Source organism: Stenotrophomonas sp. SXG-1 (genome assembly GCF_014083965.1).
In the GTDB taxonomy this organism is placed as follows: domain Bacteria; phylum Pseudomonadota; class Gammaproteobacteria; order Xanthomonadales; family Xanthomonadaceae; genus Stenotrophomonas; species Stenotrophomonas geniculata.
This window is the reverse complement of sequence record NZ_CP046588.1, coordinates 1150902-1175519: the sequence shown is the minus strand read 5'-3', so window position 1 is coordinate 1175519 and position 24618 is coordinate 1150902. Positions and strand designations below refer to the sequence as shown.

Below are 24618 nucleotides of genomic sequence, written 5' to 3'. Positions count from 1 at the left end.
CCCCGGCGCCGCCACGGCGGCGCCACTGCCCTGGAGTACCGTCGCATGCGCTTGCCCCTGCCTTCCGCCAGTGCCGGTCTCGGCCTGCGCCGTGGCCTGATCGATGAACTGCTGGCGATGCCGGCCGATGCCATCGACTTCCTCGAAGTGTCGCCGGACAACTGGATCGGAGTTGGCGGTGCCCACGGCGCCGCGCTGCGCCAGCTGAGTGAGCGCCATCGCCTGACCTGCCACGGCCTGTCGCTGTCGCTGGGAGGGCCGGACCCGCTGGACCGCACCCTGCTGACGCAGACCCGCGCGTTCCTCGACCTGCACCAGGTGCAGCTGTACAGCGAACACCTGAGCTACTGCGCCGCCGGCGGCCATGTCTATGACCTGCTGCCGCTGCCGTTCACCACCGAGGCCGTGCATCACGTTGCCGGTCGCATCCGCCAGGTGCAGAACACACTGGGCCGGCGCATCGCCGTGGAGAACATCTCCTACTACGCCGTGCCAGGCGCGGACATGAGCGAGATCGAATTCATCACTGCAGTGCTGGCCGAGGCCGACTGCGACCTGCTGCTGGACGTCAACAATGTCTTCGTCAACGCCTGCAACAACGGCTACGACGCCTTCGATTTCCTGGCACGCGTGCCGGCGCATCGCGTCGCCTCGCTGCACGTGGCCGGCCACTTCGACGAAGACGATGGCTTCAAGATCGACACCCACGGCGCGCCGGTGAAGGGCGTGGTCTGGGCGCTGCTGGGGGAGGCCTATGCGCGTGTCGGCGTGCGCCCCACCCTGCTGGAGCGCGATTTCAACTTCCCGCCTTTGGCCGAGCTGCTGGCCGAGGTGGAGCAGATCCGCCACGCGCAGGCCGATGTGCTGCCGCCCGAGGTGGCCCATGGCTGAGCCGCTGGCCACCTTGCAGCAGCGCTGGGCCGACCATGTACGCGACCCATCGATGCCCGCGCCTGAGGGCATCGATGCACGGCGGATGGCGGTCTACCGCCGCCTCTGCATCGACAGCCTGGACAGCCTGCTGGCAGGCAGCCTGCCGCGCCTGCAGGCGCAACTGGGTGATGCCTGCTGGCGCGACACCGTGGAGCACTACTACGCGCGGCATGCCTGCCATACCCCGTTGTTCCCGCAGATCGCCGGCGAATTCGCCGCGTGGCTGGGCGTGCAGGCAGACCTCGCGCTGCCGGGCTGGGTGGCGGAACTGGCGCATTACGAAAGCACGCAGCAGGCACTGCACATTGAAGCGCGGCACACCGGCCAGCAGCCGTTGCATGCGCCACAGGCAGGCAGCGTGCTGGCGCTGTCTCCACTGGTGCGGGTGCTGGGCTACCAGTGGCCTGTGCATGAGGACGCCGGCCAGAACGGTGCGCCTACCACGATGCCGACGTTGCTGCTGCTGCGACGCCTGGGTGACTTCAGCCTGCAGGTGCAGGAACTTTCACCGCTGGCATATGCGCTGCTGTCGGCGTTCGGCGATGACGGCGCCCGTGCGGAAGACGCGCTGCAGGTACTGGCCGATCTGCATGGCGTGGCCGCCGACGAACTACGCACAGCCTGCATTCCGCTGCTGGGCGACCTGTGCGCGGCCGGCGTGCTGGTTGTGCCGAACGACTGTTGAAGGCGCCGGCCAGCGGCCGGCACTCCCCATTCCTTGGCCGGCCAGAGGCCGGTGCCACCCATTTCCTGATTCGAGGTTTGATCATGGCTGTTTCCAATACGTCCTCCCTGCACGGCTGGCGCCTGTTCGTGGCCATCGCCGTGGTCCTGATCGCCTTCGCAGTGGCGGCGTTCACCCTGCAGCCCGACGTGGTCGAGGGCAGCCGCGCGGCGATCCGGGTGACGGCACGCACATCGTTCCTGCTGTTCCTGGTCGCCTTCACCGCATCCTCGTTCGCCAGCCTGCTGCCCGGCCCGTTCACCCGCTTCCTGCTGCGCGAGCGTCGCATCGTCGGCCTGTCGTTCGCGTTCTCGCACCTGCTGCATGCGGTGGCGATCACCGCCTTCGGCATCCTCAACCCCGCGTTCTGGCCGGCGCGCTCAGCCCTGGCCAACCTGCCGGGCACGATCGGCTATGTAGCCATCCTCGCCCTGGCCATCACCTCGCATCGTGGCATCGCCCGCCGCATGGGTCCCACTGCGTGGCGTCGCCTGCACGTGACCGGCATGTGGATCATCGCCGCAGTGTTCACCTATTCGTACTTCAAGCGCGTGCCCGGCAACTTCTGGTACGCGGTGCCCTCCGCGTTGCTCTTCACCGCCGTCGTGGTGCGTGCGATCGCCAAGCGGGCGCAGTCGCTGCGGCGCGATGCGCATGCGCGGCCGCCGCTGCGGAGTTCTTGAGGAGGCGGTTACCTGTAGAGCCGAGCCCATGCTCGGCTGCCTCTGGTTCAGCCGAGCTTGGGCTCGGCTCTACAGAGGGATCCCAGCACGAAAGGCAGCGAATTCCCTGCGGAAAGGGATCTGACCCCACTTCAGGTCACGGGGCGCGGCGCAGGGTGATCAGGGTGATCTCCGACGGCACGCCGATGCGCGCGGGGAATCCGGCCCACAGGCCAGCGCCATTGCTCACGTACAGTGTCATCCCGTCCACCTCGTAACGCCCGGAGACATAGCCACCGTTGGCCCGCTTCACCAGCTGGTCCATGCCGATGATCTGGCCGCCGTGGGTATGCCCGGACAACTGCAGCTTCACACCGCGCGCAGCGGCCTCACGCGCATTGCGTGGGCGATGATCGAGCAGGATCACCGGCGCGGAGGGATCGGCGCCAGCCAATGCAGCGTCCATATCCGGCAGCGGCAGGCCGTAGCGTGCCGCCACCGGGTCGGTGACACCGGCGATGGTCAGCGCCGCATCGCCACGCCGCACCTGCATGTGGCTGTTCTCCAGCACCTGCATGTGCAGCGCGCGAAACGCCTGCATCCACGCCTGGTACTGCGCGTAATACTCGTGGTTGCCGGTGATGGCGACGACGCCGTCCGGCGCCCGCAGGTCCACGAGTGGACGCGCGTCGTCACGGCGGGCCTCGACACTGCCGTCGATCAGGTCGCCGGTGATCACGATCAGGTCCGGCGTCAGTGCGTTGCTCTGGTCCACCACCCTGCGCACCCAGTCACCGGTCAGCAGGCGGCTGGCGTGGATGTCGGTCAGCTGCAGCACGCGATAGCCGTCGAACGCGGCCGGCAGATCCTTGATCGCCACGTCGATCTGCCGAGGCTGGGGCACCGCCATGCCCTGGCTGATGCCATAACCACTGACCAGCAGGGCCAGCAAGCCGGCCACCGGTCGCAGACTCCGCGTGCGCAATGCGGCTACCGCGCGTGGCCGGCGCAGCAGGCGGGAAGCGAGCAGGCTCACGTCCAGCGCCAGCATCAGCAACGCCAACAGCAACACCGCCGTGGAGCCGGTGGCCAGGGTGGCGATGGCCAGTTTTGGAATCTCGGGCGAGGCCATCGTGCCCCAGAACATGGCGACGATGCGCAGCTGCACGGCAACGCCCACCAGCAGCAGCGACAGCACGACCTTCAGCCAGGTGGGCATGCGCAGCGGCCAGAACAGGCGCCAGGCCACATACAGGCCCATCAACAAACCGATCGTACTCAGCACTGCAACCATCCATGACAGAAAGCGGGCCCGCCATGGTGACGGTTGCCGGCCGTGTTGTGTAGAGCCGAGCCCGTGCTTGGCTTCTCAACATGCAGCCGAGCATGGGCTCGGCTCTACAGCAACAGGTGGGTCAGGCCATTCCGTCGAGGCGCTGCACGCGCAGGCGGGCAATGCGACGCTTCTCCATCGCCAGTACGGTGATGCGTACATCCGCGATCTCCACTGCGTCACCGATGTCCGGCAGGCGTCCCAGGCGCTCCAGCACCAGGCCGGAGATGGTCATGTAGTCGGCACTGCGCGGCAGCGATACGCCCGCCAGGCGTTGCAGATCGTCCAGGGTCAGCGCACCGTCGGCCTCCCACTGGCCTTCCCCCTGCACGACCACGCCATAGCGCTCGTCCTGGGTGTCGACCAGGTCACCGGCAATGGCCGCCAACAGGTCGTTGGCGGTCACCAGGCCTTCCACGCTGCCGTACTCGTCCACCGCCACCGCCAGCGGCACCGGGTGCTGGCGGATCAGTTCCAGCGCCTGCAGCGCACTGGCGCTGGACAGCACGTACTGCGGCTCACGCAGGTTGCCTTCCAGCTGCAGCGGCTTGCCCTGCAGCAGGTCGGCCAGCAGGTCGCGGCTCTGCACCACGCCTCGCAGGCTGTCCAGGTCGCCGTCGCCGACCAGCAGGCGGGTGTGCGGCGATGCCACCAGGCGTGCCACCACGTCGTCCTGTCCACGCGCCAGGTCGATCCACTGCACGTCGGCGCGCACAGTCATCACGCTCGACACCGGGCGATCCGCCAGCCCCAGCACGCTGCGGATCATCTCGTGCTCGGCCGGCTGCAGGCGCTCTTCGGCATCGACGTGTTCGTCAGCACTTTCGTCGTCGTGGCCATTGGTCGGGCGCGCGCCCAGCATGCGCAGCACCGCATCCGCAGTACGTTGGCGGAACGGCTGGCGGCGCTCGTTGCGCTCGCGGTTGAAACGTACCCACTGGTTGAATGCCTCGACCAGGATCGAGAAGGCGATGGCTGCGTACAGGTAGCCCTTCGGGATCTTGTAGCCCAGGCCCTCGGCCACCAGGCTGAAACCGATCATCAGCAGGAAGCCCAGGCACAGCACCACCACCGTGGGATGCTTGTTGACGAAGCGGGTCAGCGGCTTGCTGGCCACCAGCATCAATGCCATCGCGATGGTCACCGCGGCGTACATCACGCCCAGGTTGTCGACCATGCCGACCGCAGTGATCACCGAGTCCAGCGAGAACACCGCGTCGAGTACCACGATCTGTGCCACGACCATCGCGAAGCTGGCGTAGACCTTCTTGCCATTGTCCTCGTGCTGGCGGCCTTCCAGCCGCTCATGCAGTTCCATGGTGCCCTTGAACAGCAGGAACAGGCCGCCACCCAGCAGGATCAGGTCGCGTCCGGAGAAACTGTGGTCGAACAGCGTCAACAGCGGCTCGGTCAGCTTCATGATCCAGGCCAGCGCGGCCAGCAGCACCAGCCGCATCAGCAGGGCCAGCGCCAGGCCGATCACCCGCGCGCGGTCACGCTGGTGCGGCGGAAGCTTGTCGGCAAGGATCGCGATGAACACCAGGTTGTCGATGCCGAGAACGATCTCCAGCACGACCAGGGTTGCAAGGCCCATCCATATCGAGGGGTCAGCCAACCATTCCATTTCAGGTCCGTTTCGTCAGTAGGTAGGGAAAAAGGGAAAGCACTCAGTCAGCGTCCTGCGCCTGCGTCGGGTCATGCCCGAGCAGATCACCGGGCGTGCACTGCAGCTCACGGCAGATCGCATCCAGGGTGGAAAAGCGGATGGCACGCGCCTTGCCGGTTTTCAGGATCGACAGGTTGGCCAGGGTGATGTCGATGCGCCCAGCCAGCTCGGACAGGGTCATGCCCCGTTCCTGCAGCATGCGGTCCAGGGTGATGACAATCGCCATCAGATGACACCATCGAGGTCATCGCGCATCGCTGCGCCCACGGCGAACACGCGCGCCAGCACGAACAGCATCAGCACCGCCACCAGGCCGGTGATCGACATGCCGCCGCCCACCTCCATCCAGGTGAAGTCGGGCCCCATCCAGGCCGCGTAAGCGCCGATCAGGATCGACAGCAGCTCCATCGCCAGCATCAACCACGCCATGCGTTGCAGGCGCTGCGCGTTGGCGTGGGTGAACGGCCGCTCGCGCGCCGCCGACTTCAGCAGCCGCAGCAGATGGCGCAGGAACAGCAGGCACAGCACCAGCAGCGCGACGATCGCGCCCAGGCCGAGGCAGAAGTGCAGGAACAGGTCGTTGCCGTGCGCGGCAACAGCACCGGCATCATGGACGCTGTCGAGTAGCCAGCGGCGGTCATGGGCGACCAGCGGCACGGCCAGCAGTGCGGCCAGGATGCCCAGCCAGCACATCGCCCGGACGGCCTGTACGGCGGCCTGGGCCAGGGTGAACAGGCCTCGCGCGGGACTGGCGCGGGCGGGACGAGCGGTCAAGCGGCCTCCGGCATTGGGGTGGCCTCGCCGCCCCGGAGTGGATTTATCGATAAACGATATACCACACGCCACGTGAAAGGCTGAATCGCGCGCGTGGCCCCTGTCAGGGCCCAGGCGCGCCCTGCGCCAGCATCGCTTCGCCCGGGGCCGCCGAGGCCATCGCCTGCACGCCTGCATCGGCCGCCTGCCGCGTGACCAGGCGGAAGCGCACCTGCAGCTTGCCCTGCCCCGGCGTGGTCCAGCCGTACTGGATGGCCACCTGATCGGCCGACAGTGGCCCACGCCCTGGCAGCGATCGCACCTGCAACGGCTTGGGTGCGGCCTGCACCAACCGGGCGAATCCCTTCTGCACGACCGCTGCGTCGGCCTTTTCGGCGTAGACCGTACACGTGCCATCGTCAGCCCAGCTCACCGCATAGCGGCCACTGGCCAGAGGCACCATCCACGCCACGCCCGATTGCCCCTGCAACAGCGTGGCGGCTTCGGCGGGCTGCAGCGGCGACAGCCCATTGGATTCCATCAGCGACTGCAACCGCGCCGGGGCACCGATGTGCTGCATGCAGGCGGTGTCGAACAGCTCGCTGAAGGGATCCTGCGCCGGGGCCTTGGCCTTGGGCGTACGCGCGGGTTGCGCCACCGCCAGGGTGGGCAGCAGGGCCAAAGCCAGCCAGAAGAACGCAGGACGCATCGGGATTCCACGCTACGGAAAACAGCAGGGAGGATGGCAAAGGCCTGGCGCGCCGCGCAATGGCCGCGATGGCCACCAGCCTCCCGCTGCCGGGTCAGACTGCCATTTCGCCCTGGTCCTCGCCATCCCAATAGTGGATGCGGCTGGCGCGCACGTGAATCAGTACCAGCCCCGGTGTATCCACGCCCTGCTCGAACCAGCGCTCAAGATCCTTCACCCAGTGCTCGCGCATCACAGCGCGATCGCGCACCAGCGCCGCCCTTCCCTGCACGTGCACGAACAACGGCGGCTTGCCCAGCAGTGACCTGCTGCCGGAAAAACCCAGCGCAACGGCGGGGTCAGCCTCAATCTCGTGCACCATGTCGGTGTCTTCTGTGGTGAAGAACCAGCTGTCACCGTCGTAGTCCACGTCACCGTTGTTGCTCATCGGACGACCGGCAATTTCTCCGCCGGCGCGGGTCTGCAGCATGGTGAAATCGATGTCGGCCATCTTCTTGGCCAGTTCGGGCAGTGTGAGCTGGGTCATGGTGTCGTCCTTCATCAAGTGGAATCCCAGCGTCTGCGCAGAGTGGTGACCGAAGCGTGGAAGGTCAATGTCGGCTTCTTCACAGAAAACGAGATAGGGCGCGTGGCGCGTGCGTGACGCGCTGCTCACCACCCCACCTGCGTTTGCAGCAGCTGCACGCCCCATCGCGCGCCGGGCGATCCTGCAGACGCTGCGACGGGTGCATGCACGCATTGGCTGACGCGTGCCATCAGCGCGTGATGCGACCGCCCCCCGCCACCCGTACCCGATCGCGCCCCTGCGCCTTGGCCCGGTACATGGCCGCATCGGCGGCACGCAGCAGGGTGCGCCAGCCCAGCGCGTCGGTGCCGCCCTCGGCCACGCCGAAGCTGGCGGTCACCCGCAGCACGGTGCCGCCGGCCAGCGTGATGTCCATCTGCTGCAGGGCCAATCGCAATGACTCGGCCAGCTGGCGGCCACCGGCCAGATCACCGTCGGCCAGCAGCACCAGGAACTCCTCACCACCATAGCGGGCGATGCTGTCGCTGCGGCGCAGGTGGTGCTGCAGCAACTGCGCCACCTGCACCAGCACTTCGTCGCCGGCTTCATGGCCATGGCCATCGTTGATCGCCTTGAAGCGATCCACATCCAGCAGGATCACCACGGCGCTTGCATCGCCTCCGGCGTGTCTCTGCTGCACCACCTCATCCAGTGCGCGCCGGTTCAACAGTCCGGTCAGCTCGTCGGTGCCGGCGAGCTGGCGCAGCTCGCTGGTCAGTGCCGAGCGCTCGCGCGATTTCTCACGCAGTACTTCGATGGCGTCGAACAGGCGCTGCATCTCGGCCAGCGGATGGGTGACATGCTGCTCCGGGCCAGGTGCATCCGTGGCGAGCTGGATCACCTGCTTCTGCGCCTGCAGCAGTGGCTGCAGGATCTGCAGGTGGGCGATGCGCAGGGCCACGCCCAGCACCACCAGCGTGCCCAGCGCGGTCGCCACCAGCACAGCCAGGCGCATGGCCTCGCGGTTGCGGGTGCGTTCGTAGCGGGCGATGGACACGCTCAGGTAGCCATCACGCAGGGCTTCCAGCGACTGCAGGGTAGGCACGTAGCGCGTGGTGAACTCGGCAGCGGTCCACGGCGGTGGTACACCACGGCGGCCATCCTCGATCAACTGCTCGATCATCGGCAGCGATTCGCCGAAGAACTGCCGTCGTGCCATGTCCCAGTGCCATGACAGTTCCGGGTCGCTGCGGAACACCGACTCATGGCTACCCGCCAACCGCCACAGCTCCAGCAGGCGGCCCTCGGTCTGCAGTGCAGCGCGTACCTGCTCCTCGCGCCATGCCCCCGGTACCGCGACCGGCGCCATCACGTTCGAGGCCAGGCGGCCGCCATGTTCGCGAAGATCGATCAGCACCTGGCCCTGCATCGCCGGAATCGCCGCTTCACGGTCGGCGCTGACCAGCACGTTGATCTGTGCCGAGGTCAGCAGGTGCAGGCGATCAACCACGGCGAACATGCCACTGATCGCACGCTCCACCGCCTCCACCCGGCGCGCATCGTGCGGTTGCGCCACCACCCGGTCCACCGCAGCCCGCGCCGACTGCAGGCGACGTTGCGCGTCGGCCAGCAGGCCACGCTCATCCAGCACGCCCGGGTCGTTCTTGAACACGGTCTCCAGCTGCAGCATGGCGGTGTCGACCCGCTTGCGCGCGGCCGCCAGCTGCGCGGCCAGCCGCGCCTGTTCGGCGGCGTCGGCCGGGTCAGCCCCCAGCAGGCTGTTGGCCGGACCGCGCTCGGCCGAAGCCAGGTTGGCGAGATCGAAGGTCTGCCGCAGCTGGCGCAGGCTGGTCAGGTTGTCTTCGGCGCCGGTGTAGCGCAGCGTGCCCTGGACCAGGGCGATGGCCATCAACGGCAGCGTGCACACCACGAACAGCCCAGCCAGGATCCAGACCCAGGTCCGCAACCTGATGGGCGATGCCTTGCCGGCCATGCAGAATTCCCCTGAAGTGCGGCTCACTGTAGCGAGCGGCTCCGGCGGCGCCAAGCCAGCGCCGTACGATCCGCCGGGGTGGATATAGCGCAGCGCGCGCGAACGCGCCGACAACGCCGGCGCCCCCCGTCCAGCCGGTCAGATGCGACAGGTCACGCCGGGTCAGATCCAGCGCTGGTCGACCAGTTCGCGTTTCACGTAAGCGTAGAACACCGGTGCCGCCACCAGCCCGGGCAGGCCGAACGCCGCTTCCATCACCAGCATGGCCAGCAGCAGCTCCCATGCGCGGGCATGGATTTCACCGCCGACGATGCGCGCGTTGAGGAAGTATTCCAGTTTGTGGATCACGATCAGGTACAGCAGCGCGGCCACGGCCACGTAGAACGAGACTGACAGCGCGACGATGGTGATGATCGTGTTGGAGATGATGTTGCCCACCACTGGCAGCAGGCCGGCGATGAAGGTGATCAGTACCAGCGTCTTGGACAGCGGCAGATGCACGCCGAACAGCGGCAGCACGCCCAGCAGGAAGATGGCGGTGAACACGGTGTTGAGCAGCGAGATCTTCACCTGCGCGAACACCACCTGGCGGAACGCGGTGGCCAGGCGGCTGGTGCGCCCGATCAGTTCCTGCGCCAGCGGCCCCATTTTCGGCAGCGGAAGTTCGTCATACAGCGCGATCATCGCCCCCAGCACCATGCCGATCAGTACGCGCACGCCCACCTGCACCACCGACGTGCCGGCCACGCCCAGCTGGCGCTGGTGTTCGGCGGCCCAGTCATTCAGCGCCGCACGCAGCGCCGGCATGTCTTCGGGGATATACGGCTGCAGCAGCGCCGGTACCTGGTGGCGCGAAGAATTGAGGATGTCCATCAGCCGCGCCAGCAGCGCGTCCGGCCCGCCGGTCTCGTTGCGGAAGAACGACGCCACGCCAATGCCGGCCAGCACCAGTCCGCTGATGATGATCGCCGACAGCACGATCACCGCGATTGCCCGCGCCCTTCCCGGCGGCAGCCTGCCTTCCACGGTCGACGCCAGCACGTGGGTCAGCTGGAACACCAGCAGCCCCGACAGCAGGGTCACCACCAGGCCCAGCTTCAACGCCAGCCACATGCCCAGCAGCATCATCAGCCAGGCCGCGATCCTCGGAACGGGGGGCTTGGGCTGGGCAACGAGGGCGTCTTGCATGGGCGGCGCGTCCGGGCGGGGTGGCCCATGGTAGAGGATTGGCGACGACGATTCCGGGTGCAGGATGAACGGGCATCAGGCCTCGTGCTGCGACAGCACTGCTGCAGCCCGCGCCGACTCATTCGCCATAGCTGGCGTTGTTCTTGCCCTGGCGCTTGGCGTGGTAGAGCGCGCGGTCGGCCAATGCCAGCCAGTCCTCGACGCTGCCGCCCCGCGGCGTGGCAGCAATGCCGATGCTGACGCTGAACTCGATGCCCGGCGTTGCCTGCCGTGCTGCTTCCAGAAGTTGCAGACGAACCCGCTCTGCCACATGCATCGCATCGATGGGCGCACAGTCCTGCAGCAGCACGACGAACTCGTCGCCTCCCAGCCGCGCAGGGGTATCGCCGGGCCGGGCGAAGGCGCGCAAGGTGGAGGCGATATGGCGCAGCACTTCGTCCCCGGCACGATGACCATGCGAGTCATTGATGCGCTTGAAGTCATCCACATCAAGCATCAGCAGGCAGGCGAAACCACCCTGCCCCTGCGCCTTGTCCAGTGCCTGCTGCGCGCGGATGATCAGGAAGCTGCGGTTGGCCAGCTCCACCAGCGGGTCCATCCGGCTCAGCCGCTTCAACTGGCGGTTCTGCGATTTCACCCGCCGCGCCAGCTGCCAGCTGAGGATGCTGAGGCCGATGCCGTAGACGAACAGGAACGGCACACTGAGCACGATCGTGCGCTGCGATGACACCGGCTGATAGGGAAACCCTAGCCCCCACCAGGTGAGCGCGAACCCCACTACCAGTGCCAGTGTGGCCCGTACCGCCAGCTTCACCCCGCCGGCGGCGATCTTGTCGGCGACCAGCAGCGCGGCGAACAACGCACTGGGCACCGCGCTGAGCCCCATGAAGGCGATCCAGCCACCGCCAAAGAAGGAATCGATCACCATGCAGCGGAACTGGACCACCGCGGGCTGCCGCGAGCGATGGGTCAGCACCAGCGCGAGCGCCGGCCAGGCCAGCGCATTGAGCAGCAGCAGGAGCCACGCCAGCGCACCGTCCTGGCGTTCGAGCATGATCGAAGCAATGGGGATCGCCCCCAACCCGTTGCCCACGAAACGCATCCAGCCGATGCGCCGTGCCGCGCCGATGCCTTCGACCGAGACCTCGGTCGAGTCCGTCAAGAACGGCATTGCCGACCCCCTTGAGCGATCGCAGCTGCCACCAAGGCCCTTGCCGGGCTGCCTGCGGTGAGTCTGACAGCTTTGCGTCAATTCGGGATCAAGGTTGCAGAAGCCATCTGGCGACACTCATGAGGCAGCGAGCTCTGCCCTGCCCTCACCCGGCCCTGGGTGCAGCCGTCGAACCCCGCAGCATCAGGCTGAAATCCAGCGTCTGCTGCAGCGGCACATCCACGTGTTCGATGATGGCAAGCAGCAGGTTGACCGCGCGCTCACCAATCTCCCGCATCGGCTGTCTGATCGTCGTCAGTGGCGGCGTGAGGTAGCGCGAGGAGGCCAGGTCGTCAAAGCCGACGATGGACAGATCCTCCGGCACTCGGAGGCCCAGCTCCCGACAGGCCGCCAGGGTGCCCAGCGCCATCTGGTCGCTGAAACAGAAGACCGCAGTCGGTACCGGCGCGGCGGCCAACATCGCCATCGCGGCGGCATGGCCGGACTCCACCGAAAAGTCACCCGGCACGATGCTCAGCTGGCGCAGGCGTCCACGCGCCTTGCCGGCTGCCCGCACCCCTTCCAGCCGTTGCTGGTGCAGCGGATTGTCGGGGGGGCCACCGACCACCGCAATGCGTTCGTGTCCCAGCCCATACAGGTGTTCCATCACCGCGCGCGCGGCGGCGGCATTGTCGATGTGGACGCTGGGGATGCCCAGCGAAGGATCGAACTCGCAGCCGTTGACCACCGGCGCAGCAGCCCCCCTCTGCTGGACAATCTCGCGCGCCGTCGGTGGCAGCCGATGGCCCAGCACGATCATGCCGTCGGCCTCGTTGCGCCGGAGCATCTGCGCATAGCGCTCCTCGCGATCCGGTTGATGCTGGGTATCGCCCAGCAGCACCGCATAGCCAACGGCCTGCGCGGCGTCCTCCGCACCCTGCAGGATCTGGGCGAAGAACGGATTGGCGATGTCCGGGACGGTGACCAGGATCTTGCCGCTGCGCTGGGTCTTGAGCGTGCGGGCCACCGTGTTGGGCACATAGCCCAGCGCGGCGGCAGCTTGCTCGATACGCGCGCGGGTCGTCGGCAGGACTTTGTCCGGCCGCGAAAGCGCCCGCGACACTGTGCCTGCGGAGACGCCGACGTGCTTTGCGATGTCGTAGATGGTGGCCATGGCGTTAAATCTCCTGCCCGCTGTGCACTGCACAACAGGTCCTGCGTGAGCCCCTGCTAGGATAATGCAATCGATTGCATCGAGGGCGAATCACGTTGAAGACGCTCAAGGGTCCAGCGCTGTTCCTGGCGCAGTTCATCGGCGACACAGCTCCTTTTGATCGGCTGGACACGCTGGCCGGCTGGGCCGCAGGCCTGGGCTATTCTGGCGTACAAGTGCCGACCAGCGCGCCCCACCTGTTCGACCTGGCCGAGGCCGCACGCAGCCAGGCGTACTGCGACGACCTTGCCGGCATGCTGGCCGGGCATGGCGTACAGATCACCGAACTGTCCACCCACCTGCAGGGGCAGCTGGTCGCCGTCCATCCCGCCTATGACAGCCTGTTCGACGGATTCGCACCGCCGGAAAAGCGCGGCGACCCGTCCGCGCGCCAGGCCTGGGCAGTGGAGCAGCTGCTGCTGGCAGCCAAGGCCAGCCAGCGGCTGGGACTGACCGCACACGCCACCTTCTCCGGCGCACTGGCCTGGCCCTACTTCTATCCCTGGCCGCAGCGCCCGCCCGGCCTGGTGGAAGAAGCCTTCGCCGAACTCGGCCGCCGCTGGCGCCCCATCCTCGATGCGTATGACGCCTGCGGCGTGGACCTGTGCTTCGAGATCCACCCGGGGGAGGACCTGCACGACGGTGCGACCTTCGAGCGCTTCCTCGACGTGGTTGATCACCACCCGCGCGCGAAGATCCTGTACGACCCCAGCCACCTGCTGCTGCAGCAGATGGACTATCTGGGGTTCATCGATCGCTACCACGCGCGCATCGGCATCTTCCACGTCAAGGACGCGGAGTACCGCGCCAGCGCCTGCAGTGGCGTGTATGGCGGCTACCAGGACTGGATCGATCGCCCGGGCCGGTTCCGTTCACTCGGCGACGGCCAGATCGACTTCAAGGCGATCTTCTCCAAGTTCGCCCAGTACGACTTCCCCGGATGGGCGGTACTGGAATGGGAGTGCTGCCTGAAGCACCCGGAAGACGGCGCACGCGAGGGCGCCGCCTTCATCCGCGACCACATCATCCGCGTGACCGAGCGCGCCTTCGACGACTTTGCCGACAGCGGCACGGACGCCGGATCACTGCACCGCATGCTGGGAATCTGAGCCGACACCGCCCCGGGAGGGCAAGCCATGACGCACGCCATGTCGCGCTTGGGCGCGATGATGTTTCTACAGTTCTTCATCTGGGGGGCGTGGTTCGTCACCCTGGGTACCTATCTGGTGCAGGGCCCGCTGCAGGCCAGCGCCAGCCAGGTGGCGACGGCGTTCCTCAGCCAGTCCATCGGCGCCATCGTCGCGCCGTTCCTGGTCGGCCTGATCGCGGATCGCTACTTCGCCGCGCAGCGCATCCTGGCGGTGCTGCACCTGGCCGGTGCGGTGCTGCTGTGGCTGGCCTCCACAGCAGACAGCTTCAGCACGTTCTCCGCCTGCGTGATGGGCTACATGCTGCTGTTCATGCCGACGCTGGCACTGGCCAACAGCGTGGCGATGCGGCACATGCAGTCGCCGGAGAAGCAGTTCCCGCTGGTGCGCGTGGCCGGCAGCGTCGGCTGGATCGTGGCCGGTGTGCTGATCGGCTGGCTGGGCTGGGAACAGGCGCATCGGCTTGAACTGACGTTCCGGATGGCGGCGCTGGCATCACTGCTGCTGGGCCTGTATGCCTTCACCCTGCCGCACACGCCGCCGCTGGCGCAGCAGCGCGATGCCGGCCTCGGGCAGATCCTCGGCCTGGATTCGCTGCGGCTGCTGAAGTCGCGCGCCTATCTGGTGTTCTTCCTGGCATCCATCGCCATCTGTATCCCGCTGTCGTTCTATTACAACTTCACCAACCCGTACCTCAACGACCTGGGCGTGCGCGGCGCCGCGGGCCTGCAGTCGCTGGGCCAGGTCTCCGAAGTGCTGCTGATGCTGGCCATGCCGTTCCTGTTCGTCCGGCTGGGGGTGAAGACGATGCTGGCGGTGGGCATGGCCGCGTGGGTGGTGCGCTACGCCATGTTTGCCTTCGGCGATGCGGGCGGCGGTTTCTCCCTGCTGGTGATCGGCATCGTGCTGCACGGCATCTGCTACGACTTCTTCTTCGTCACCGGCCAGATCTACACCGATGCACATGCCGGTCCCGCCGCGCGCAGCAGCGCGCAGGGGTTCATCACCCTGGCCACCTACGGCGTGGGCATGCTGATCGGCACCTTCCTGTCCGGCGCGGTGGTGGAGCACTTCACCACTGCGGCCGGCCCCGACTGGCAGCAGATCTGGCTGTTCCCGGCAGGCGTTGCACTGGTGGTGCTGGTCGCCTTCCTGCTGCTGTTCCGCGACCGGCCGGCGGCCACGGCCGCGCCCTCCACGCCCTGAGGATCCCAGTCGATGCCCAAGCTTGGAATCGCCATCGTCGGCGCCGGCATGATCGGCGCAGTGCATCGTCGTGCGGCACTGCTGGCGGGTGCCGAGGTACGCGGCGTGGCCGCCTCGTCACCGCAGCGTTCACATGAGGCAGCGCAGTCCTGGAATGTCGCGCGTGCCTATCGGGATATCGAGGAGGTGATCACCGACCCGCAGGTGCAGGTCGTGCACGTCTGCACGCCCAATCACCTGCACCGCGCGATGGCCCAGGCTGCGCTGGAAGCCGGCAAGCACGTGATCTGCGAGAAGCCGCTGGCCACCTCGCTGGAAGATGCACAGGCGTTGGCTGCGCTGGCGGCCTCGCGCGGCCTTGTGGCCACGGTACCCTTCGTCTACCGCTACCACCCCGTGGTCCGCGAGGCGCGCGCACGCATCGCCCAGGGCGATCTGGGGCCGTTGCACCTGATCCACGGCAGCTACCTGCAGGACTGGCTGCTGGACCCGGCCAGCAACAACTGGCGCGTGGACCCTGCGTTGGGGGGCACTTCTCGCGTGTTCGCCGACATTGGTTCGCACTGGTGCGACCTGGTGGAATGGATCAGCGGCGAGCGTTTCGCCGAGGTCAGCGCGGCGTTCTCCACGGTAATCGCCGAGCGCGGCGCCGTCAGCGGGCAGAGCTTCAGCACGCCAACGGCCGCCAGCACGATGCAGGCCGTCACCAGCGAAGACGTGGCTGCGGCGATGTTCAGGACCGGCGCCGGCACGCTGGCGTCATTGACGGTCAGCCAGGTCTCGGCCGGACGCCACAACCGCCTCTGGTTCGAGATCGATGGCGCCAAGGCCAGTGTGGCCTTCAACCAGGAGGATGCCGAACGACTGTGGATCGGCCTGCCCGACCAGCGCGAGAAGATCTTCGTACGCGGCCCCGGTGCCGGCAGTGACGATCAGCGCCGCCTTTCCGTGCTGCCGGCCGGGCATGCACAGGGCTACGCCCAGTGTTTCGAGGCGTTTGTCGCCGACACCTATCGCGCCATTGAAGGCGAGCGGCCGCAGGGCCTGCCGACCTTCGAGGACGGCCTGCGCTCGGCGCAGATCGTTGACCGTGTCATTGCATCGGCCAGGTCGCGTGCCTGGACCACCATCGGTTGAATCCCGGGAGGATCTGTTGATGAAAGCTCTTTTCCGTAGAAGTGCAAGTCTCATCCTGCTGTTCGCCACCCTGCCCGCTTTCGCGGACGAAGCCGCCAGCACGCAGAAACCGATCGCGGTGCAGATGTATACCCTGCGCAACGCCGGGTCGCTCGACCAGCAGCTGAAGATCGTCCACGACGCCGGTGTGCACGCAGTGGAGACGGTCGGCACGCAGAACGCCAGCGCTGCGGAGCTCAAGCGGCTGCTGGACCGGTATTCGATCAAGGCGGTTTCGTCGCATGTGCCGCTGGCCGAGCTGCGCAATGATCTGGACGGCGTGGTGACGTTCAACCGGTCGATCGGCAACACCACGCTGGTGGTGCCGTACCTGGATGCGAAGGATCGGCCGACAGACGCCGCGGGCTGGACCGCACTGGGCCAGGAGCTGGGCAGGATCGCGAAACAGGTACGAGCCAAGGGCATGCGCCTGGCCTATCACAACCACGACTTCGAGCTGGTCGACTTCGATGGCAGCACCGGACTGGAGCTGCTGTTCGCAGCGGCCGGCCCCGACCTGCAGACCGAGCTGGACCTGGCCTGGGTCGCACGTGCGGGCCTGGACCCGGCCGTGATGCTGGGAAAATTCCGTGATCGCGTGTTCGCGGTGCACGCCAAGGACAATGCACCCAAGGGCCAGGCTGAAGACGAAGGCGGATTCGCCGCCGTCGGCCAGGGCGTACTGGACTGGAACGCGATCCTGCCAGCCGCGGCCGCCGCGGGCGTGCACTGGTACATCATCGAGCACGACCAGCCGCGCAACCCGGCCAAGGTCATCCAGACCGGCGCGGACTACCTGCGTGAACACCTGGCCATCGACCAACCTGCTCGCGCACCGCGCTGATGCGAAGGAGCCTCGCTTGAACACTCGCCTGAAATTGAGCTTCACCCTGACCGCGGTCCTGTGCGGCGCGATGCTTGCGACCACGGCCTGGTGCAAGGACGATCCTGCGGCCGGTGCGAAGCTCTACAGCGCAAACTGCACGGCCTGCCACGGTGCCGATCGCGCTGGCATGCCGGGCGCGTTTCCCGCGCTCACCGACATCAGCAAACGACTGCAGCCCGCGCAGATCAAGGACAAGATCAGGAAGGGCGGCGGATTGATGCCGCCCTTCCCGCAACTGTCGCAACAGGAAATCGATGACATCGCCAGCTACCTGGCGAAATAGCGGGTGGGCGCTACAGTTCGCGCACCCAGATGTTGCGGTAGCTGACCTTGGCGTCATGCTCCTGCAGATAGAGCGGCGCGCACGCATGGGGCGCGTACGAAGGCGCACCGATGTACTCGGTCTTGCCTGCCAGCACGGTGTCGTCCTGGACCAGCACGCCGTTATGCAGCACGGTGATGCGCGCGGGCGACGTCAGGCCGCCGCCCTGCGAGAACCGCGGCGCCTTCCAGATGATGTCGTAAATCTGCCACTGGCCCGGTGCACGCGAGGCGTTCACCCGTGGCATGGCCTGCTTGTAGATCGAACCCGCCTGGCCGTTGGCATACGTCGGGTTGTTGTAACTGTCGAGCACCTGCAGTTCATACAGTTCCTGCAGGAAGATACCGCTGTTGCCGCGGTTCTGGCCGTCGAAGCCCTTCGTCTCGGTGGGGGTACGCCATTCGACATGCAGCTGGACATCGCAGAAGCGCTGTCGGGTGCGGATGCCTTTGCTGCCCGGCACCACGGTCATCGCGCCATCGGCGACGGTCCAGGGCACGCGCCCGCCCTGCTCTGCCTCCCACGCCGAGGCGTCCTTGCCATCGAACAGCACGATGGCGTCGGACGGCGCTTTGCCCGCGGGCGTTTCCACGACTGCAGGCACCGGCGTCCACACCTCGGTCTTCTTCGGGTCACGCGCAGCGTCGGCACCGTTCTGCGCGTAGGCAGGTACTGCGGCCAGCAGGCCGGTGGCCATCAACAGAGAGCGGATCATCAGAATATCGTCCATCAGCTGGTTCCCCACGCCGGCGTGCCGGGAACATAGGCAAGGTCGCCGTCGTAACGACCCGGCACCGCGACGTACTGCAGCACCCCTGTCGCGCCGACCTTGGAGGTGAAGAAGCCGAAGATGGCCAACTGCTTGAGCATCGTGAAGTAGTGCGGCATCGCCTCGCCCTCTTCTGGTGTGCCGGTCTCGGTCACGTCGGCAGGGCGTGCCTTCGCTTCAGCGTCCAGCGTTCGCAGCAACCCGGTGCGGGCTTCCGGTGTGAGCGATACGAAGCGGCCACCTGCGCGTTTGTCGATGTCGGCCAGGCCGGCGCGAAACGCCGCCTGCTGCCGGGCGGTGTAGCAATCGCTGACGAATGTCGCCATGAACAACCCGGCACCGGCGTCCTTCGCGCCAGGTGTCCGGGTCCGCGGCAGGATGGTCTCGGCGATCTCGTCCAGCGTGCCGACATCGGCATCGGAGAAATGGATCTTCGTGGCGCCCGCCGGTGCCTGCCCCTGCACAAGCGCAGGCAATCCAACCATGGCCGCGCCGGTGGCGGCGACGATCATCTTCAGCAGTTCGCGACGATCCATCAGAGGTTCCCCGCTTTCAGTTCGCGTACCGCGTGGTCGGCCGCGCGCACGGTCAGCGCCATGTAGGTCAGCGAGGGATTCACGCAGGCGCTGGAGGTCATGCAGGCACCGTCGGTCACATAGACGTTGGGAGCATCCCAGACCTGGTTGTGCTGGTTCAGCACCGAGCTCTTGCGATCACGTCCCATGCGCGCGGTCCCCATCTCGTGGATGCCCTTGCCCGGGGCATAGTCGTTGTCGTGCATCTTCACGTCCTTGACGCCGGCCGCCTCCAGCATCTCGGCAGCATCGGCGGCCATGTCCTTGCGCATCGCCAGTTCGTTGGCACGCATGGCAACGTCCATCGCCAGCACCGGCAGCCCCCACTTGTCCTTGCGGTCGTGGTCCAGGCGGATTGTATTGTCGTGGTGCGGCAGCATTTCACCGAACCCGGTCATGCCGATGCGCCAGTCACCCGGCACGGTCAGCGCTTCCTTCAGGTCGGCGCCGATGTTCAGCTCGGCGATCTCGCGCGACCAGCCGTTTCGGCTGGCACCGCCCTGGTAGCCGAACCCGCGCAGGTAGCCACGCTTGTCGGCTGCGACGTTGCGGAAGCGCGGAATGTAGAAACCGCAGGGACGGCGGCCGAAGTAGTACTTGTCTTCGTAGCCCTCGACCCGGCCCGAGGCACCCGCACCGAAATGATGATCCATCACGTTGTGCCCCAACTCACCGGACGAAGAGCCCAGCCCGCCGTCCCATACATCGGTCGCCGAATTCATCAGCAGCCACGTCGAGTTGAACGACGACGCATTGAGGAAGATCACCTTGGCGGTGTACTGGTAGGTCTGGCCGGTTTCGGCGTCGATGACCTCCACGCCACGCGCACGCTTGCGATCCTTGTCATAGAGCACTTCCTTGACGATCGAGAACGGACGCAAGGTCAGGTTGCCGGTCTTCATCGCCGCTGGCAGCGTCGCCGCCTGGGTCGAGAAGTAGGCACCGAAGGGACAGCCCAGGATGCACTTGTTGCGGTACTGGCAGTTGACGCGCCCCTGCTCGGGCATCGGCTGGGTGATGTTTGCAGTGCGCGAGTGGATCATATGGCGCGTTCCGCCGAAGGCCTTCTTGATACGCGCGGCCACATCCTTCTCGACGATGTTCAAGGGAACCGGCGGCAGGAACTCACCGTCCGGCAGCACGTCCAGTCCTTCGCGCGTGCCGGCGATGCCGGCGAACTTCTCCACATGGTCGTACCACGGCGCGATGTCGGCGTAGCGGATCGGCCAGTCAGCAGCGATCCCATCCTTGAGGTTCGCCTCGAAATCCAGATCGGAGAAGCGATAACTCTGCCGCCCCCACAGCAGCGAGCGGCCGCCGACGTGGTAGCCACGGAACCAGTCGAAACGTTTGGTCTCGATGTAGGGCGAGTCCTGTTCGTTGGCCCACATTCCTTCCAGATTTTCGGCCAGGCCGTAATCGCGCATCAGCACCGGGAAGTCGGCCTTCATCGCCTGCGTTGGCCGATTGCGGTGCGGGAAGTCCCACGCCTCCTTCATCGCGTTGACGTAGTCCTTGACGTGCTCGATGTTACGGCCACGTTCCAGCATCAGGACCTTCAGGCCCTTTTCGGTCAGCTCCTTCGCCGCCCAACCGCCACTGATTCCCGAGCCAACAACAATGGCGTCGTAGTGATTATCTGCCATGGGTTTCTCACCTGGGTGGATATCGTTTCAGACGTCGCAGAGGCGGATCGCCTCGCGCAATGAGGCAACGGGATCGGGCGCTGCAGGCGTGAACTCCTGCGCCAGATACCCCTTGAAACCGGTGTCGCGGATCGCGCGACAGATGGCCGGATAGTGGAGCTCCTGCTGGTCTCCGATCTCGTTCCGGCCTGGCACGCCTGCGGTGTGGTAATGCTTGAAGCAGGCGTGGTGTTTTCCAATGGTGGCGATGATGTCGCCTTCCATGATCTGCATGTGGTAGATGTCGTAGAGCAGGCCGAAGTTGTCCGAGCCGAGCCGCTGGCACAGCTCCACGCCCCAGGCAGAGTGGTCACACAGGTAGTCGTGGTGATCGACCCTGGAGTTGAGCAGCTCCATCACCAGCACCACGCCGCGCTTCTCGGCATGCCCGAGGATGCGCTTGAGGCCAGCTTCGGCATTGGCCATGCCTTCGGCGGGGTCCATGCGGTTGCGGTTGCCGGAAAAGCAGATGAGGTTTCGATAGCCGGCATCGGCGACCAGATCGATGTGCCGCGTGTAGCGCTCCACCAACTGGTCATGGAACTGGCGCCCGGCAAAGCCCTTGGTCAGGCCCAGCTCCGCGCCGTTGCACATCGAGCTGTACACACCATGGGCCTTCAACGTCGGCCAGTCTTCCGGGCCGACCAGGTCGATCGCGGCGAAGCCGATGTCCTTCACCGTCGCGCAGAGCTGGGTGACGGACAGCTGCGGGAAGGTCCAGCGGGCGACGGAGTGCTTCAGGTTGCCTTTGAGCGGCGCGGTGGCGGCGGATGCGGGCAGCGTGCCCGCGATTGTCGCGGCCCCCAGGCCAATGCTGCCGGCAACTGCGATGCGCAGCGCATCGCGCCGCGTGAGCCCCGTCGGCGGGGCCGGTCTGATCGAATGGACGGACATCCACCTGCCGGCCTCCCAACCGGTATCAAACGCAACGATTCACTGCAATGCAATCGATTGCACCATAGGGGAGGAAATTGTCTGTTTGCAAGTCGCGGTGCACGAAAGCTGATGCTGCGGGGCACAACTCCGCAGGAATCGCGGACAAAGGAAAGCCCCGCATGAGCGGGGCTTTCTTTCTGGGCGGTGGCAGCGGGACGACGCCTGTTGGCTACAGGGTCGAGACCGTGCCGCCGTCGATCCGATACTCCGTTCCGGAAATCGAGGCAGACCGGGGAGACGCCAGGAACGTGATCAGATCGGCCACCTCCTGCGGTGCCGCGGGGCGCCCCACCGGGATCCCCCCAAGCCAGTCCATGACCAGCCTCTTGCCCCCTTCATAATCGGTTCCTGCTTCTGCCGCGATCCGTTCTGCAAATTCCCGGGAAGCCTCTGTCTCGATCCAGCCCGGCGCAACGCTCAGCACGCGCACGCCCTTGGCGGTGACCTCTCTTGAAAGCGACTTGCTGTACGTCGTAAGTGCCGCTTTGGCCGCGGCGTACGCGGTGGTGGACTCCGGCAGAGGCAGCATGCGCTGGATCGAACTGACATGGATGATCACGCCAGCGCGCTGCGCGAGCATGGCCGGCAGCAAGGCGCGATCCAGACGAACCGCCGGCATCAGATTGAGGTTCAGCTCGGCAAACCAATGCGCATCACTGATCGCCGCGAAGCCGCCGCCTGGTGTCTTTGATCCCCCAAGCACATTGATCAGGATGTCGGCACCGTCCCACGCCTGCAGAACGGCCTGGGCGAAGATGCGGGTGCCCTCGGCCGTCGACAGATCGGCTGCCACGTACGCGACCCCTTCGACCGGCCGTGCCGGCAAGCTGCGCGCAGACGTCATCACCCGGGCCCCGGCCTCGGCCAGGGTCCTGACCACCGCAGCCCCCACACCCAACGTGCCGCCGGTTACCACGGCCCGCAGGCCACCGAGTTGAAGATCGAAGCTCATGCAGTGATCTCCAGCGCTGCAATCAGGCCTCGTTGCAGTTCGAAACGGTAGGTCAGCAGGATCGGGCTGCCTGGAAAATTGCCGCTGACAGTGGCGCGGACAACGTGACAGTGTTCCTGCCGCGCGATGGCGCATGGCACGCTGGTAGCACGGTACTTGGCCGATGCCTCGGCCAGGAAGGCCTTGATCGCGTTGACGCCGGTGAGCGTGTGCCCGTCGTCCTTGAGGATCGCCTGGGTGGTGAAGCAACGCCCGAGGGCTTCGGGGTCATGCTCGGCCGCGAAGTACGCGGCAATGGGCTCTGGGAGGGTCAGTGCATTCATTGCTGGGCTCCTGCAGTGGTGAGGCGCTCAGGATGTGCACGCAGGCCAGTTAAGTGAATGCCCTATAATCCGAATGGGTTATGTCGAAAAGTCTACCTAATGCGCGGATCCGAGTTCACTGAACTGAAGGCTTTCGTGGCGGTGGTGGAACGCCAGAGCTTCGCGCGGGCTGCGGAACATCTGGGGGTATCGCCCTCGGCGCTGAGCCAGACCATCCGCCAACTGGAAGGCCGCCTCGGCACCCGCCTGCTCAATCGCACGACCCGAAGCGTCGCGCCATCAGCAAGTGGCGGGCGACTGTACGCGCGCATAGCGCCGCTGTTCGAGGAGTTGGCCGTAGCGGTCGCTGAAACCCGCGAGGCGACCGGGCGGGTGAATGGGACGCTGCGCATCAATACGCTGGGCATCGCCGCGAGAACACTGATTGCCCCGCGGCTTGCCCGCTTCCACCAGGCCTACCCTGATGTCGTTGTCGACATCGTGGTCGACGACGCGCTCAGCGACATCGTCAGTGGGCGGTTTGATGCAGGCATCCGCGTGGGCGGGCAGCTCGAGAAGGACATGGTGGCCATCCGCCTCACTCCCGACCTGAACATGGTCGCCGTGGCGTCACCGGATTACGTCGCACGCCGTGGAACGCCGCGATCTCCAACGGAACTGCAGGACCATGCCTGCATCAACTGGCGGCTGCAGAGTGACGGCAGGCAGTACCGATGGGAGTTCAAGAAGCGAGGTCGCCACCTGGAGGTCGCCGTGGACGGTCCTGTCGTCACCAATCACGCTGACGTCGGGATTGCGGCGGCACTGGCCGGCCTTGGAATCGCCTATCACTTCGAGCAGGATCGCGTGGGGGAACTGCTGGCCCAGGGATTGCTGGTGCGGGTACTGGCGGATTGGTCGGTCTCGCGCCCCGGGCTTTTTCTCTACTACCCGAACAGGCGGCATCGCCCCGCCCTGCTGGGGGCGTTCATTGATTGCCTGCTGGACCAGGGCGTGTTCGGCAATCGGTGACAACATCGAGGAACGTCTGCATCGGCGGCCGTCGGACAACAGGATCCCGGCAGGGCCTCAAAAACGACAAGGGCCCCAGGCAGGCATGCCAGGAGCCCTTGTCGGGATGCACCGAAGGTGCGCTTAGAACGGAATATCGTCGTCAGCGAAGTCGTCCATCGGCGGAGCCTGCTGCGGCTGCGGGCGCTGGTTGCCACCCTGGTTGCCGTAACCGCCGCCCTGGTTGCCGCCCTGGTTGCCATAGCCACCGCCCTGGCCGCCACGCTGGCCACCGCCACCGTACTCCTGGCGCGGCGCCTGCTGACGCTGCGGGCGATCGCCGCCGTAGTTGCCACCACCGCCACCGCCGCCGCCTTCACCGCGGCCGCCCAGCATCTGCATTTCATCTGCAACGATGTCGGTGGAGTACTTCTCAACGCCGTCCTGGCCGGTGTACTTGTCGTAGCGCAGGCTGCCTTCGACGTAGACCGAGCTGCCCTTGCGCAGGTACTCGCCGGCGATCTCGCCGAGCTTGCCAAAGAACACCACGCGGTGCCATTCGGTACGTTCCTGCTGGTTGCCATCCTTGTCCTTGCGGACGCTGGTGGTGGCCAGGCTGATGCGGGTGATCGCCATGCCGCTCTGGGTGTACTTCACGTCCGGGTCGTTGCCGAGGTTGCCGACCAGGATGACTTTGTTGATGCCGCGCGCCATAGGTAAGTGATTCCATTGTCCGGGGGCTGGTGCCTGTCATAGCACACAGCCGGAGTTGCCGATACCCGGCCGCCCATGGTGGGCACTGCCAGAAACCCGGCATTCTA

The 24618-nt window shown here is 66.4% G+C and carries 26 protein-coding genes; 9 read left to right on the top strand and 17 right to left on the bottom strand.

What is annotated here, in order from left to right; genetic code table 11:
- Positions 1-45 precede the first annotated feature (45 nt).
- From GOC52_RS05375 to GOC52_RS05365, 3 genes are all read left to right on the top strand, one after another.
- Positions 46-891: an HvfB family MNIO-type RiPP peptide maturase gene (locus tag GOC52_RS05375; protein WP_191850843.1), complete on the top strand. Its 846-nt coding sequence runs from the start codon at positions 46-48 to the stop codon at positions 889-891.
- The gene (locus tag GOC52_RS05370) at positions 884-1618 is read left to right on the top strand and encodes an HvfC family RiPP maturation protein (protein WP_049455587.1); all 735 of its coding nucleotides are present in this window, start codon (positions 884-886) and stop codon (positions 1616-1618) included. Before GOC52_RS05375 ends, GOC52_RS05370 begins: the two co-directional genes overlap by 8 nt.
- An 83-nt stretch (positions 1619-1701) precedes the next feature.
- Positions 1702-2340, top strand: a complete 639-nt coding sequence (locus GOC52_RS05365) for a ferric reductase-like transmembrane domain-containing protein (RefSeq protein WP_191850841.1) — start codon at positions 1702-1704, stop codon at positions 2338-2340.
- Positions 2341-2476: 136 nt separating this feature from the next.
- On the opposite strand, the gene GOC52_RS05360 is transcribed toward GOC52_RS05365, so the two are convergent.
- The 10 genes from GOC52_RS05360 to GOC52_RS05315 all read right to left on the bottom strand — a co-directional run bounded on the left by GOC52_RS05360 (position 2477) and on the right by GOC52_RS05315 (position 12790).
- On the bottom strand, positions 2477-3613 hold the full coding sequence (locus GOC52_RS05360) for a metallophosphoesterase (RefSeq protein WP_049480135.1): 1137 nt from the start codon (positions 3611-3613) through the stop codon (positions 2477-2479).
- Between the two features lie 121 nt (positions 3614-3734).
- Positions 3735-5276, bottom strand: a complete 1542-nt coding sequence (locus tag GOC52_RS05355) for a TerC family protein (RefSeq protein ID WP_019337054.1) — start codon at positions 5274-5276, stop codon at positions 3735-3737.
- Positions 5277-5319: 43 nt separating this feature from the next.
- Positions 5320-5544: a helix-turn-helix domain-containing protein gene (locus GOC52_RS05350; protein ID WP_010483459.1), complete on the bottom strand. Its 225-nt coding sequence runs from the start codon at positions 5542-5544 to the stop codon at positions 5320-5322.
- Complete coding sequence (locus tag GOC52_RS05345; protein WP_010483460.1) at positions 5544-6011, bottom strand: DUF2975 domain-containing protein; 468 nt, start codon at positions 6009-6011, stop codon at positions 5544-5546. Before GOC52_RS05345 ends, GOC52_RS05350 begins: the two co-directional genes overlap by 1 nt.
- 184 nt (positions 6012-6195) lie before the next feature.
- On the bottom strand, positions 6196-6780 hold the full coding sequence (locus GOC52_RS05340; RefSeq protein ID WP_191850833.1) for an NMCC_0638 family (lipo)protein: 585 nt from the start codon (positions 6778-6780) through the stop codon (positions 6196-6198).
- A gap of 94 nt (positions 6781-6874) precedes the next feature.
- Positions 6875-7306: a pyridoxamine 5'-phosphate oxidase family protein gene (locus GOC52_RS05335; RefSeq protein ID WP_029379872.1), complete on the bottom strand. Its 432-nt coding sequence runs from the start codon at positions 7304-7306 to the stop codon at positions 6875-6877.
- Between the two features lie 229 nt (positions 7307-7535).
- On the bottom strand, positions 7536-9278 hold the full coding sequence (locus GOC52_RS05330) for a GGDEF domain-containing protein (RefSeq protein ID WP_191850831.1): 1743 nt from the start codon (positions 9276-9278) through the stop codon (positions 7536-7538).
- 162 nt (positions 9279-9440) lie between these two features.
- Positions 9441-10466: an AI-2E family transporter gene (locus tag GOC52_RS05325; protein ID WP_049455581.1), complete on the bottom strand. Its 1026-nt coding sequence runs from the start codon at positions 10464-10466 to the stop codon at positions 9441-9443.
- Between the two features lie 118 nt (positions 10467-10584).
- The gene (locus tag GOC52_RS05320; protein WP_191850828.1) at positions 10585-11637 is read right to left on the bottom strand and encodes a sensor domain-containing diguanylate cyclase; all 1053 of its coding nucleotides are present in this window, start codon (positions 11635-11637) and stop codon (positions 10585-10587) included.
- A 145-nt stretch (positions 11638-11782) separates the two neighbouring features.
- Entirely contained in the window at positions 11783-12790 is a 1008-nt protein-coding gene (locus GOC52_RS05315; RefSeq protein ID WP_010483472.1) for a LacI family DNA-binding transcriptional regulator, read from the bottom strand.
- A gap of 95 nt (positions 12791-12885) precedes the next feature.
- On the opposite strand from GOC52_RS05315, the gene GOC52_RS05310 reads away from it, so the two are divergent.
- The 5 genes from GOC52_RS05310 to GOC52_RS05290 all read left to right on the top strand — a co-directional run bounded on the left by GOC52_RS05310 (position 12886) and on the right by GOC52_RS05290 (position 17528).
- On the top strand, positions 12886-13938 hold the full coding sequence (locus tag GOC52_RS05310; RefSeq protein WP_010483474.1) for a sugar phosphate isomerase/epimerase family protein: 1053 nt from the start codon (positions 12886-12888) through the stop codon (positions 13936-13938).
- Positions 13939-13965: 27 nt separating this feature from the next.
- Positions 13966-15183, top strand: a complete 1218-nt coding sequence (locus GOC52_RS05305; protein WP_019337061.1) for an MFS transporter — start codon at positions 13966-13968, stop codon at positions 15181-15183.
- A 12-nt stretch (positions 15184-15195) separates the two neighbouring features.
- A complete protein-coding gene (locus GOC52_RS05300) occupies positions 15196-16320 on the top strand; it encodes a Gfo/Idh/MocA family protein (RefSeq protein ID WP_054171206.1) in 1125 nt (374 codons plus the stop codon).
- A gap of 19 nt (positions 16321-16339) precedes the next feature.
- A complete protein-coding gene (locus GOC52_RS05295; protein ID WP_010483479.1) occupies positions 16340-17203 on the top strand; it encodes a sugar phosphate isomerase/epimerase family protein in 864 nt (287 codons plus the stop codon).
- Between the two features lie 70 nt (positions 17204-17273).
- The gene (locus tag GOC52_RS05290) at positions 17274-17528 is read left to right on the top strand and encodes a c-type cytochrome (RefSeq protein WP_049480174.1); all 255 of its coding nucleotides are present in this window, start codon (positions 17274-17276) and stop codon (positions 17526-17528) included.
- Positions 17529-17538: 10 nt separating this feature from the next.
- On the opposite strand, the gene GOC52_RS05285 is transcribed toward GOC52_RS05290, so the two are convergent.
- The 6 genes from GOC52_RS05285 to GOC52_RS05260 all read right to left on the bottom strand — a co-directional run bounded on the left by GOC52_RS05285 (position 17539) and on the right by GOC52_RS05260 (position 22807).
- Positions 17539-18297: a 3-keto-disaccharide hydrolase gene (locus GOC52_RS05285; protein WP_191850819.1), complete on the bottom strand. Its 759-nt coding sequence runs from the start codon at positions 18295-18297 to the stop codon at positions 17539-17541.
- Entirely contained in the window at positions 18297-18872 is a 576-nt protein-coding gene (locus tag GOC52_RS05280; protein ID WP_010483485.1) for a gluconate 2-dehydrogenase subunit 3 family protein, read from the bottom strand. Before GOC52_RS05280 ends, GOC52_RS05285 begins: the two co-directional genes overlap by 1 nt.
- Positions 18872-20557, bottom strand: a complete 1686-nt coding sequence (locus GOC52_RS05275; RefSeq protein ID WP_191850817.1) for a GMC oxidoreductase — start codon at positions 20555-20557, stop codon at positions 18872-18874. Before GOC52_RS05275 ends, GOC52_RS05280 begins: the two co-directional genes overlap by 1 nt.
- Before the next feature lie 27 nt (positions 20558-20584).
- Positions 20585-21490 (bottom strand): hydroxypyruvate isomerase family protein, encoded by a 906-nt coding sequence (locus tag GOC52_RS05270; RefSeq protein ID WP_143994018.1) that lies wholly within the window; start codon positions 21488-21490, stop codon positions 20585-20587.
- 211 nt (positions 21491-21701) lie between these two features.
- Positions 21702-22484, bottom strand: coding sequence for an SDR family oxidoreductase (locus GOC52_RS05265; RefSeq protein WP_143994017.1), 783 nt, complete (start codon positions 22482-22484; stop codon positions 21702-21704).
- A complete protein-coding gene (locus GOC52_RS05260; protein WP_019337070.1) occupies positions 22481-22807 on the bottom strand; it encodes a nuclear transport factor 2 family protein in 327 nt (108 codons plus the stop codon). The genes GOC52_RS05265 and GOC52_RS05260 overlap by 4 nt, the downstream gene beginning before the upstream one ends.
- Positions 22808-22864: 57 nt before the next feature.
- Between GOC52_RS05260 and GOC52_RS05255 the strand changes: the two genes are divergently transcribed.
- The gene (locus GOC52_RS05255) at positions 22865-23818 is read left to right on the top strand and encodes a LysR family transcriptional regulator (RefSeq protein ID WP_224329103.1); all 954 of its coding nucleotides are present in this window, start codon (positions 22865-22867) and stop codon (positions 23816-23818) included.
- Between the two features lie 123 nt (positions 23819-23941).
- Here the strand turns inward: GOC52_RS05255 and GOC52_RS05250 are convergent, their stop codons facing one another.
- Positions 23942-24511, bottom strand: coding sequence for a single-stranded DNA-binding protein (locus GOC52_RS05250; RefSeq protein WP_043396898.1), 570 nt, complete (start codon positions 24509-24511; stop codon positions 23942-23944).
- Between the last annotated feature and the right edge of the window lie 107 nt (positions 24512-24618).

What these genes read in the sequence shown, in the direction of transcription:
- GOC52_RS05375 (WP_191850843.1), top strand. Translation starts at nt 46, where the DNA reads ATGCGCTTGCCCCTGCCTTCCGCCAGTGCCGGTCTCGGCCTGCGCCGT.
- GOC52_RS05370 (WP_049455587.1), top strand. Translation starts at nt 884, where the DNA reads ATGGCTGAGCCGCTGGCCACCTTGCAGCAGCGCTGGGCCGACCATGTA.
- GOC52_RS05365 (WP_191850841.1), top strand. Translation starts at nt 1,702, where the DNA reads ATGGCTGTTTCCAATACGTCCTCCCTGCACGGCTGGCGCCTGTTCGTG.
- GOC52_RS05360 (WP_049480135.1), bottom strand. Translation starts at nt 3,613, where the DNA reads ATGGTTGCAGTGCTGAGTACGATCGGTTTGTTGATGGGCCTGTATGTG.
- GOC52_RS05355 (WP_019337054.1), bottom strand. Translation starts at nt 5,276, where the DNA reads ATGGAATGGTTGGCTGACCCCTCGATATGGATGGGCCTTGCAACCCTG.
- GOC52_RS05350 (WP_010483459.1), bottom strand. Translation starts at nt 5,544, where the DNA reads ATGGCGATTGTCATCACCCTGGACCGCATGCTGCAGGAACGGGGCATG.
- GOC52_RS05345 (WP_010483460.1), bottom strand. Translation starts at nt 6,011, where the DNA reads ATGTGCTGGCTGGGCATCCTGGCCGCACTGCTGGCCGTGCCGCTGGTC.
- GOC52_RS05340 (WP_191850833.1), bottom strand. Translation starts at nt 6,780, where the DNA reads ATGCGTCCTGCGTTCTTCTGGCTGGCTTTGGCCCTGCTGCCCACCCTG.
- GOC52_RS05335 (WP_029379872.1), bottom strand. Translation starts at nt 7,306, where the DNA reads ATGACCCAGCTCACACTGCCCGAACTGGCCAAGAAGATGGCCGACATC.
- GOC52_RS05330 (WP_191850831.1), bottom strand. Translation starts at nt 9,278, where the DNA reads ATGGCCGGCAAGGCATCGCCCATCAGGTTGCGGACCTGGGTCTGGATC.
- GOC52_RS05325 (WP_049455581.1), bottom strand. Translation starts at nt 10,466, where the DNA reads ATGCAAGACGCCCTCGTTGCCCAGCCCAAGCCCCCCGTTCCGAGGATC.
- GOC52_RS05320 (WP_191850828.1), bottom strand. Translation starts at nt 11,637, where the DNA reads ATGCCGTTCTTGACGGACTCGACCGAGGTCTCGGTCGAAGGCATCGGC.
- GOC52_RS05315 (WP_010483472.1), bottom strand. Translation starts at nt 12,790, where the DNA reads ATGGCCACCATCTACGACATCGCAAAGCACGTCGGCGTCTCCGCAGGC.
- GOC52_RS05305 (WP_019337061.1), top strand. Translation starts at nt 13,966, where the DNA reads ATGACGCACGCCATGTCGCGCTTGGGCGCGATGATGTTTCTACAGTTC.
- GOC52_RS05300 (WP_054171206.1), top strand. Translation starts at nt 15,196, where the DNA reads ATGCCCAAGCTTGGAATCGCCATCGTCGGCGCCGGCATGATCGGCGCA.
- GOC52_RS05295 (WP_010483479.1), top strand. Translation starts at nt 16,340, where the DNA reads ATGAAAGCTCTTTTCCGTAGAAGTGCAAGTCTCATCCTGCTGTTCGCC.
- GOC52_RS05290 (WP_049480174.1), top strand. Translation starts at nt 17,274, where the DNA reads ATGCTTGCGACCACGGCCTGGTGCAAGGACGATCCTGCGGCCGGTGCG.
- GOC52_RS05285 (WP_191850819.1), bottom strand. Translation starts at nt 18,297, where the DNA reads ATGGACGATATTCTGATGATCCGCTCTCTGTTGATGGCCACCGGCCTG.
- GOC52_RS05280 (WP_010483485.1), bottom strand. Translation starts at nt 18,872, where the DNA reads ATGGATCGTCGCGAACTGCTGAAGATGATCGTCGCCGCCACCGGCGCG.
- GOC52_RS05275 (WP_191850817.1), bottom strand. Translation starts at nt 20,557, where the DNA reads ATGGCAGATAATCACTACGACGCCATTGTTGTTGGCTCGGGAATCAGT.
- GOC52_RS05270 (WP_143994018.1), bottom strand. Translation starts at nt 21,490, where the DNA reads ATGTCCGTCCATTCGATCAGACCGGCCCCGCCGACGGGGCTCACGCGG.
- GOC52_RS05265 (WP_143994017.1), bottom strand. Translation starts at nt 22,484, where the DNA reads ATGAGCTTCGATCTTCAACTCGGTGGCCTGCGGGCCGTGGTAACCGGC.
- GOC52_RS05260 (WP_019337070.1), bottom strand. Translation starts at nt 22,807, where the DNA reads ATGAATGCACTGACCCTCCCAGAGCCCATTGCCGCGTACTTCGCGGCC.
- GOC52_RS05255 (WP_224329103.1), top strand. Translation starts at nt 22,865, where the DNA reads ATGCCCTATAATCCGAATGGGTTATGTCGAAAAGTCTACCTAATGCGC.
- GOC52_RS05250 (WP_043396898.1), bottom strand. Translation starts at nt 24,511, where the DNA reads ATGGCGCGCGGCATCAACAAAGTCATCCTGGTCGGCAACCTCGGCAAC.